The organism is Brucella sp. HL-2 (genome assembly GCF_025846885.2).
GTDB classification, from domain to species: Bacteria; Pseudomonadota; Alphaproteobacteria; order Rhizobiales; family Rhizobiaceae; genus Brucella; species Brucella quorumnocens.
Genome location: NZ_JAOYTK010000049.1, coordinates 1 through 6,928 on the forward strand (window position 1 = coordinate 1; position 6,928 = coordinate 6,928).

Genomic DNA, 6,928 nt, shown 5'->3' on the forward strand with positions numbered 1-6,928 from the left:
TGATGCTGACCAAGCCGTCATTTTGAAGATCACCATCCCGATAATGAATGCAACGGCACGCTACCATTGCTGCTGATTAAAATTGATCGGTGTGATCTATGTTCTTGACTGGCAATCAGCACTTACGAGAGAGTCTTCGCATGCTCTCCTTATTTTGACGAGATTCGACATGTTGCTCGATCGCTCTCGGGAGTTCTTTTGCCGTTTTTGCGTGCCTCTTCAGAATCCATGAAAAGCCATATCAAGCGCTGATACGATTTTATCGTGAGACGCAGAAAGGTTTGTCACTGGTTCCTTCAATGTCGAGACTGGAATTGCCGCCATGAACTGGGTTACCAAGATATGTTCTTCACCCTCAATATCAAAGCCCGGATTTAGTCGCTTTGCTGGGAGGGGAGCCAACGATTTTGCCATGAGCGGTATGCTGATGCTGCCGAATGGTTGAGCGCTGATTACAATCCCGGCTATGCCAACGTCCATCACCTCAACAAAGCCGTAGATGAGCTTGGAGCAAAGTGGGCGAGACAAACGCAGGCCCGCCGAAAAAGATGACACCGTTCCCGCAGGCAACGGCAAAAACCGGGGCATTACCGCGTAAACAACTGACGGAACAGTTCCTCCGAGCGCCGCAAACCCTCATCCGTCAGCACCAGAGACTTCGACTTGTTCACCGGATCTCCGATCAGGCCCTTCCGGTGCAGACGGTCCGTCGTTGACCAGTCAAATCCCTTCCAGGCACAACGCCCATCGTGCAACGTCAGCCAAAGCAGCGCCAGAACCGCATCGTCGATCTTCTCTTCATCGATATCCATTCCGAAACTCTATCACGCGACGGCAAAAACGTCCCGCGGTCTACGCCGTATACGTACGCAAGATAGGGCCAACAGAGTGATCAGGATTGATGCTTCGAGCACACCGAAGCAGACCCGCGCGCAGGTGCGTATGATCGTCGATAACACAGCGCAACTGGTAAAACTTGGCCGTGCGATCCGCGACGATGAAATCATCATCAATCCAGACTATGCCTATCCAGCTTATGGCATGCCTTCAGAAAAGACGAATGAAGCAATCCGTCTTGCTGCTCGCACCGAAGCGATGATTACAGACCCGGTCTATGAAGGTAAATCCATGCAGGGCATGATCGATCTGATACGAAGGGGTTTCTTTCCGGAAGGTTCGCGCGTGCTCTACAGCCATCTCGGAGGGGCACCTGCATTGAACGGCTATAGCTATTACTACAAGGATGGCTGAGCCGCATTCATCAGGAACAGCGTATTTGAAATTGTTGGCAGAGCACCGCCACCAACAATTACATCATCGACTTCGACTTCGCCTTCAGCGTGGCAGGTGACAATATGCACTATTCTGATCGTACGCATTTTTCGTCCCCCCGATGCTTGCTTCAAAATGCTATTATTTACCAAACAGCAGCATGGTATACTTCTTCGAGACGGTTCCGGTACGCTTTCCGTTTTCACCATAGTACCGATCGTTACGGCACAGCCGCTCTTTCACGTCGCAGAAAACCCCGTTGGCAAAGGTGAATTCGGTTAGGTCAACATCGCTCATTGTGAACATCTTGTTCGCAGCGGCCTTCTTACCGAGATATGTTTCCGTCAGTTTACGGGAAATCCCTTTGTCATTAGCACACACGTAACGGTCGCAGAGCACACCCGGCGCAGGGGACTGGATCGCGGCCTGTTGTTTGGCGTGAGCTGACATCACACCTGTGGCCGGAAGCAGAGCCAGAGAAAGCGAAAGATACAATTTATTCATAAGCTAATCTAACCTCGTTATAGCAGGTGACGGTCTACCTATTTTCATAGTTTGACCAGAACGTGAGCTCTGCATGATAGCCCGTATTTCAGGCTTCGCTTCATCTTTTGCACTTTATACCTGAACTCACAGAGTATCCATTTTAATGCCCCGAGAGTACGAGAGTCTGAACGGGCATCATAATCGCCTGTATCCGCAGGATCATCGCATGGACAAGCCCGGTTGCATCAACCGCGTGCAGGAATAGCGAGCGCATAGTTCCTGCCTTGCCTGAATTCAGCTCCTCATGATTACTGGTATAAGCGTTGGCGATACAGCTGCTGCCGGGTGGGATATCGGCCATTTGACCTTCATAGAGCGGTTCAAGCGTAACAGTAATTGTTCCGGTTTTTGCCAGTTGCTGAACATCGACCAGTTGGTCACTTGCCCGCACCTGCCCGCCTGCAATTACATCCTGCACATCTGTTACAACCATAGGAATGATCGTGAATGGTTTACCTATACATGTTGCCTCTGCGATCATACCGACCTTCATCACCTGTGCCTCTATCTGCCCAAAACCTGCTATCAGGGCTGTACGACCGGCCGCTTCTGGCACGAGAATACCGGCAGGTCGCAAAAGTGGATTAACAACCTCACCAGCTCTCAGTGTAAACTGCTGTACTGTACCGGCGACCCCCGCCTTAACGACAGTTTTATCCAGCTCGACCTGTGATTGTGCATACTCAGCTTCTGCACTGGCTCTTTGCGCAGGCAGCAACGTGTTGATCTTGGTTTCCAGCGTTTGCTTATTGGCGATAGCCGCAGCAAGCTCACTGCTACGACCATCGGCAATTGATTGATAACGCTCAACGTCTTTACGGGCGACAACATTGGCATTGCGCCGTTGCAATTCAAGCTGCGTATTGGCATCATTCCGCGCCTGCAGAAAAGCTGCTTCAGCTTGTTTAATGCGGGCATCAGCAGCAACCAGATCGCTTTTAGAAACGACGATTTCAGCATCGACTTCTGCCATTCTTCGCTGCGCAGTAGTGAGAGCCGCTTTTTGTTTACTGTCATCGAGCTTGAACAGCGGATCTCCAGCCCTTACCTTCTGGTTGCGGGTAACGTAAACAGCCTCAACACGCCCTCCGGTTTCGGGTAGAATGGTCACAGTTCGGAATGCTGCGGTGACATTGGTTGTGGAAGGATGATAATAGAATATCATCGTGATGAGAGAGACGGTCAGAATGATACAGGCCGTAATACCCCAGCGCAGTTCAAACCACACAGAATAAACCGTGATTTCCCTGCCTATTCTTTTTCCCTGCTTAAATCTTCGAAACAGATAATCCGGTAATATTGTGATCATTGAACAAAGCAAAAATTCCAACATTATTTTTGCTCCTGTCCGTTATTGATATCCGCAGTTGATGTATCAGGTATGACGGACGTTTCCGCTGCCGTGCCATGACCAGAGAGCCCCCCGGAATGCACAACAGGGGAGACACTGACTGCCGGCGAACTTGCAATGTCTTTTATCACCGGTGGGATTGTTTGTGACGGGTCAGACTGTGGAGCAGGTTGGGTTCTTTTGCGGGCTATAGCATCCAGTGAGCGTGCCATCGAGGTTACCGGTGATACAAAATCCGGCAAATCAGTCATCGCGAGAAGCAGGGCAGCAATCCAGAACAGCTGATTATGAGTCAGCAATGCAATCAGTCCGAGTACTGCTACCAGCTGTAACTGAACCTTATTGGTCTTATGTGCCATTTGGTCCGGAAGCGCATGCAGTCTCAGATACAAAACCCCGGTCAGAAAGATGACTACCAGCAGAAAAATAATCACCACATTGAACAGCATATCCGATTGTCCCGGAGCGGTAATAAAGGACGGTATATGATCAATAGCGACCGGATGGGCGATGGGTTCGGCTCTCATTTTCTCTCCTGCCGTTTCAAGCATCATATCGTAATTTATAAATGGCAGAAGACGAAGCTCTAAGCGATCGTCCATCAGATCCGTTCGATGATGCGCTGTCTCAAAGGTATTTTCAGCAGAGGTAGTTCTGAAAAAATGTGGTCAAAAGAAGTTCTTTTTATCTCTCATTAATATTTAATAATAAATCTTGCCTCCCTACCGCTGATGTGACGCCATATACGTAGCGACACGCAATAATTGGTGCCTTTTAAGTCTCATCAACCGAGACAGACACAAGACAGTGAGACGTTAAAGCAGGTTGCACAACTGATTCTTAGAAATGGGTCTTTAGGATTGCGCGCGCGAATCTCGGTCTCGGCCAGCAGTTCTAGAATTTTGGACGGTAGCCGCCAAGAAAATGGACGGCTTTTTGGTGCTGGTAAATCTCAATTTGTGAGTGCAACAGGTTCCCCTGAGCTCTCAATCGTGTCCGTATCGAGCGATACAATGCCAAACCCACTTTGCAGTTTGATAGTCGAGTACGCGGTCACGCGCCTTCCATAAAATAGCAGGAGTTACTAGGCAGCGTGGACGAATTTGAGCCAGTATCTAGCGGTGGCGATATGAACCATGCTGATGAAACTCTCAGCGAGTTGGTCGTATCGGGTGGCAATGGCGCGGTTGATTTTAAGTCTGCCAAACATCCGTTCGATTAAGTTGCGTTGTTTATACAGCGTGCGATCATATTCGATCTTCACGCGGCGGTTTGCTCTGCCGGGAATGACGGGTTCGATATTGCGGCTGGCAAGATCATTACGAATAGCATCCGCATCATAGCCCTTATCAGCAAGAAGCGCCTGTGGCGCTTGCTCGGGTAAGCTGATCAATGTGCCATAAGCCTTGCAATCTGCTGTCTCGCCAACTGTCAGGTGGAAGGCAAGCGGTCTTTCTCTGGCATCAGCCAGACAGTGAAGTTTACTGGTGAACCCGCCCCGCGAGCGGCCAAGAGCGCGTCGATGAATCCCCCTTTTCCGCCCGCTGCCGAAATATGGGCGCGAACCGTGGTGCTATCGATGCTGTAGTGGCCACTGTCAGCCATGATCTCGGCAAGGGTGACTGAAACGGCCTCCCAGACCCCGGCTTCGCTCCAGCGCCGAAACCGCCGATAGATCGTATTCCAATTGCCGTATTTAGGTGGAACATCCCGCCACGGCGTACCGCAGCGAAGTCTCCAAAGTATGCCGTTGATGATTGCACGATTTTGCTCCGGGCGACGCCCGCGTCCCCGATTGACGGCTTCAATCGGAAGCAAATCCTTCAAGACACGCCATTCGGATTCGCTCAAATCACCTCGGCTCATAACTGCCTCCAAAAAGCAGTCTTGAATCAAGCTTCAATCAATACGTCAACCAATTCGTCCACGCTGCCTAAGCCCTTCTCGGCTATCTGGGTGATGGCGTTTGCTGCGATGGGCCTTGCAACAAGGCCGTTCTAAGCGCCTTGCCACGTCCCGGCTTGCGTGAAGTCAGAACGCTTTTGTCGCAACCCGCTTTCGGCTTACACATTTAAAACGAGGTGTGCTTTATGGAACATGACCTAAATATAGATGAGTTCTCAATCTGCACCTCGGACAAAGTTCGCTATCGCGATACCGATCGCCAAGGGCATGTGAATAATGCGGTCTTTTCTACGTTCTTTGAGACCGGCAGGGTCGAAATCCTTTACGGTCCGAACATGACGCTTACGATAACGGATGGCGAGTTTGTGATCGCTCGGTTAACTCTTGAATATCGAGCGGAAATAGGTTGGCCGGGGTCAGTGCAGGTCGGCACCAGAGTTACCTCACTGGGAAAAAGTTCGATCAATCTGGAACAAGCTATGTTGGCCCAATTGGCCCGAACGTGCGATTTTGGCCATTTGAAAGAACAGGCGGTAAACATCGCGGTTTTGGGTCGTGCGCATGAGACGGACGACCCGAAACTGTGATGAATGCGGCTAAATGATCGCTTGCCAGTGGCCGTTATGATAGGCTGGCCGCATTGCAGCACGTTATCTTAATGCAAGATACTATTGTGAGCCTAGCTGAACAAAGCACCCGAAGGGGCGCGACTTTCGGATTACCTAACGGATTGCACATACAAACTGAGCGCCGATTTGTTGAGCAGACCGACGCTCATTTTGTTTCAAGTTCTGCCAAGCTGTTTTCGACCGCGACAATGTTTAGCTCTAACTCGGCAATCTGCCTTAGAACACCATTGTTTGGCAGGCCGTCACTCTCGGCTGCGACCTCTAAAAGTCGCCGCTGCTCCACGCACAAAATGTTGGAGAGCCGCTTCAAGCGGGTGACGAGTGTCTTGTTTTCAGAAGAAGGCATAATATTCCTTTATAACCGCTCAACCTTGTTGACGGCGCTGTCGGTCAATGACCAAGAACTAAGCATATTGTCAGCTTGGAGGGCCAAAACGCCCTGTTTTCTATCATTTGTGAGCGTATATGAGACAATTCTATATCGACATTGAACGGAAGGCTCAATCGCCGATGTTGCCGCGCCTGCACTGACTATTCCCACCAGCCACCATCATATTCGCGCCAGTACACGCCGGTTATCGCATGTTTAATGCTCACGTCATTGGCGGTACAATTGCGTAAGTCGGCCAATTGATAAACCTCTGAGAACAACTCGTCTATCTGTTCTTTCAATTCAGCCTCAGTCTCATAGGGGATACCCTAATCAGGGCGCGGAATTTTCCGGGGTTCCGGCGTACACCCCTCTTTACGAAAAACTTCAAGAATTAGTAGGCGTGTAAGTATTGTCGGTTAAAAACTGTACTGCAAAGCAGTTATCGCAATTGGGTTGTGTAATTAATATCACCCTTAAAAAGTGTATTGGCTCAATTATTTATCGTTGAAATAAAACAAGGTATTCATTCTCGTTTAATAAAATGCTTTAACAGCATCACTTCATTTTATGGATATCAGGGGCAATTTATATGAACCGGCGCAATGCGGACTTAGACGGCAGTTTTCAGCACACAGTTCTAGTCCTACATAAAAAATATCGCCTTTCGAGGACGCTGCTTAGTGCGGTCTCAGGCATTGCCCTTCTCGCAGCAAGTATCAGCTTGTCACAGCCTGCAATGGCGGCAAGTGGCGGCGGTGGAATTTCGACCGGTGCTCCACAAGATGGTGCGGGCGGTGCGGGTGGCATAGACGGCGATCCGGCTTCCGCCAGAGGGAAGGATGCAGTTCTGCT

9 protein-coding genes and 2 pseudogenes are annotated in these 6,928 nt (G+C 50.0%); 3 read left to right on the forward strand and 8 right to left on the reverse strand.

The window, feature by feature from the left end; all coding sequences use genetic code 11:
* Window positions 1–219: 219 nt before the first annotated feature.
* The gene (locus OIV19_RS23080) at window positions 220–555 is read right to left on the reverse strand and encodes a CcdB family protein (protein WP_264234209.1); all 336 of its coding nucleotides are present in this window, start codon (window positions 553–555) and stop codon (window positions 220–222) included.
* A gap of 32 nt (window positions 556–587) precedes the next feature.
* On the reverse strand, window positions 588–812 hold the full coding sequence (locus tag OIV19_RS23085) for a DUF6429 family protein (RefSeq protein ID WP_264234211.1): 225 nt from the start codon (window positions 810–812) through the stop codon (window positions 588–590).
* A gap of 61 nt (window positions 813–873) precedes the next feature.
* Between OIV19_RS23085 and OIV19_RS23090 the strand changes: the two are divergent.
* Window positions 874–1,251: pseudogene (locus OIV19_RS23090) on the forward strand (PALP domain-containing protein); the annotation flags it as partial.
* Here the strand turns inward: OIV19_RS23090 and OIV19_RS23095 are convergent.
* The 5 genes and pseudogenes from OIV19_RS23095 to OIV19_RS23115 all read right to left on the reverse strand — a co-directional run bounded on the left by OIV19_RS23095 (window position 1,236) and on the right by OIV19_RS23115 (window position 5,035).
* Entirely contained in the window at window positions 1,236–1,379 is a 144-nt protein-coding gene (locus OIV19_RS23095) for a proline racemase family protein (RefSeq protein WP_264234227.1), read from the reverse strand. The pseudogene OIV19_RS23090 and the gene OIV19_RS23095 sit on opposite strands and share 16 nt — an antisense overlap.
* A 34-nt stretch (window positions 1,380–1,413) precedes the next feature.
* Window positions 1,414–1,776, reverse strand: a complete 363-nt coding sequence (locus tag OIV19_RS23100; protein WP_264234213.1) for a YcgJ family protein — start codon at window positions 1,774–1,776, stop codon at window positions 1,414–1,416.
* A gap of 142 nt (window positions 1,777–1,918) precedes the next feature.
* The gene (locus OIV19_RS23105) at window positions 1,919–3,151 is read right to left on the reverse strand and encodes an HlyD family secretion protein (protein ID WP_264234214.1); all 1,233 of its coding nucleotides are present in this window, start codon (window positions 3,149–3,151) and stop codon (window positions 1,919–1,921) included.
* Window positions 3,151–3,696, reverse strand: a complete 546-nt coding sequence (locus OIV19_RS23110; protein WP_264234223.1) for a hypothetical protein — start codon at window positions 3,694–3,696, stop codon at window positions 3,151–3,153. Before OIV19_RS23110 ends, OIV19_RS23105 begins: the two co-directional genes overlap by 1 nt.
* A gap of 557 nt (window positions 3,697–4,253) precedes the next feature.
* A pseudogene (locus OIV19_RS23115) lies at window positions 4,254–5,035 on the reverse strand (IS5 family transposase).
* 224 nt (window positions 5,036–5,259) lie between these two features.
* On the opposite strand from OIV19_RS23115, the gene OIV19_RS23120 reads away from it, so the two are divergent.
* A complete protein-coding gene (locus OIV19_RS23120; RefSeq protein ID WP_264234218.1) occupies window positions 5,260–5,661 on the forward strand; it encodes a thioesterase family protein in 402 nt (133 codons plus the stop codon).
* A gap of 187 nt (window positions 5,662–5,848) precedes the next feature.
* On the opposite strand, the gene OIV19_RS23125 is transcribed toward OIV19_RS23120, so the two are convergent.
* A complete protein-coding gene (locus OIV19_RS23125; protein ID WP_264234220.1) occupies window positions 5,849–6,049 on the reverse strand; it encodes a hypothetical protein in 201 nt (66 codons plus the stop codon).
* 616 nt (window positions 6,050–6,665) lie between these two features.
* Between OIV19_RS23125 and OIV19_RS23130 the strand changes: the two genes are divergently transcribed.
* Window positions 6,666–6,928: hypothetical protein (locus tag OIV19_RS23130; RefSeq protein WP_264234221.1), on the forward strand; the 263-nt coding region annotated here is incomplete at its 3' end.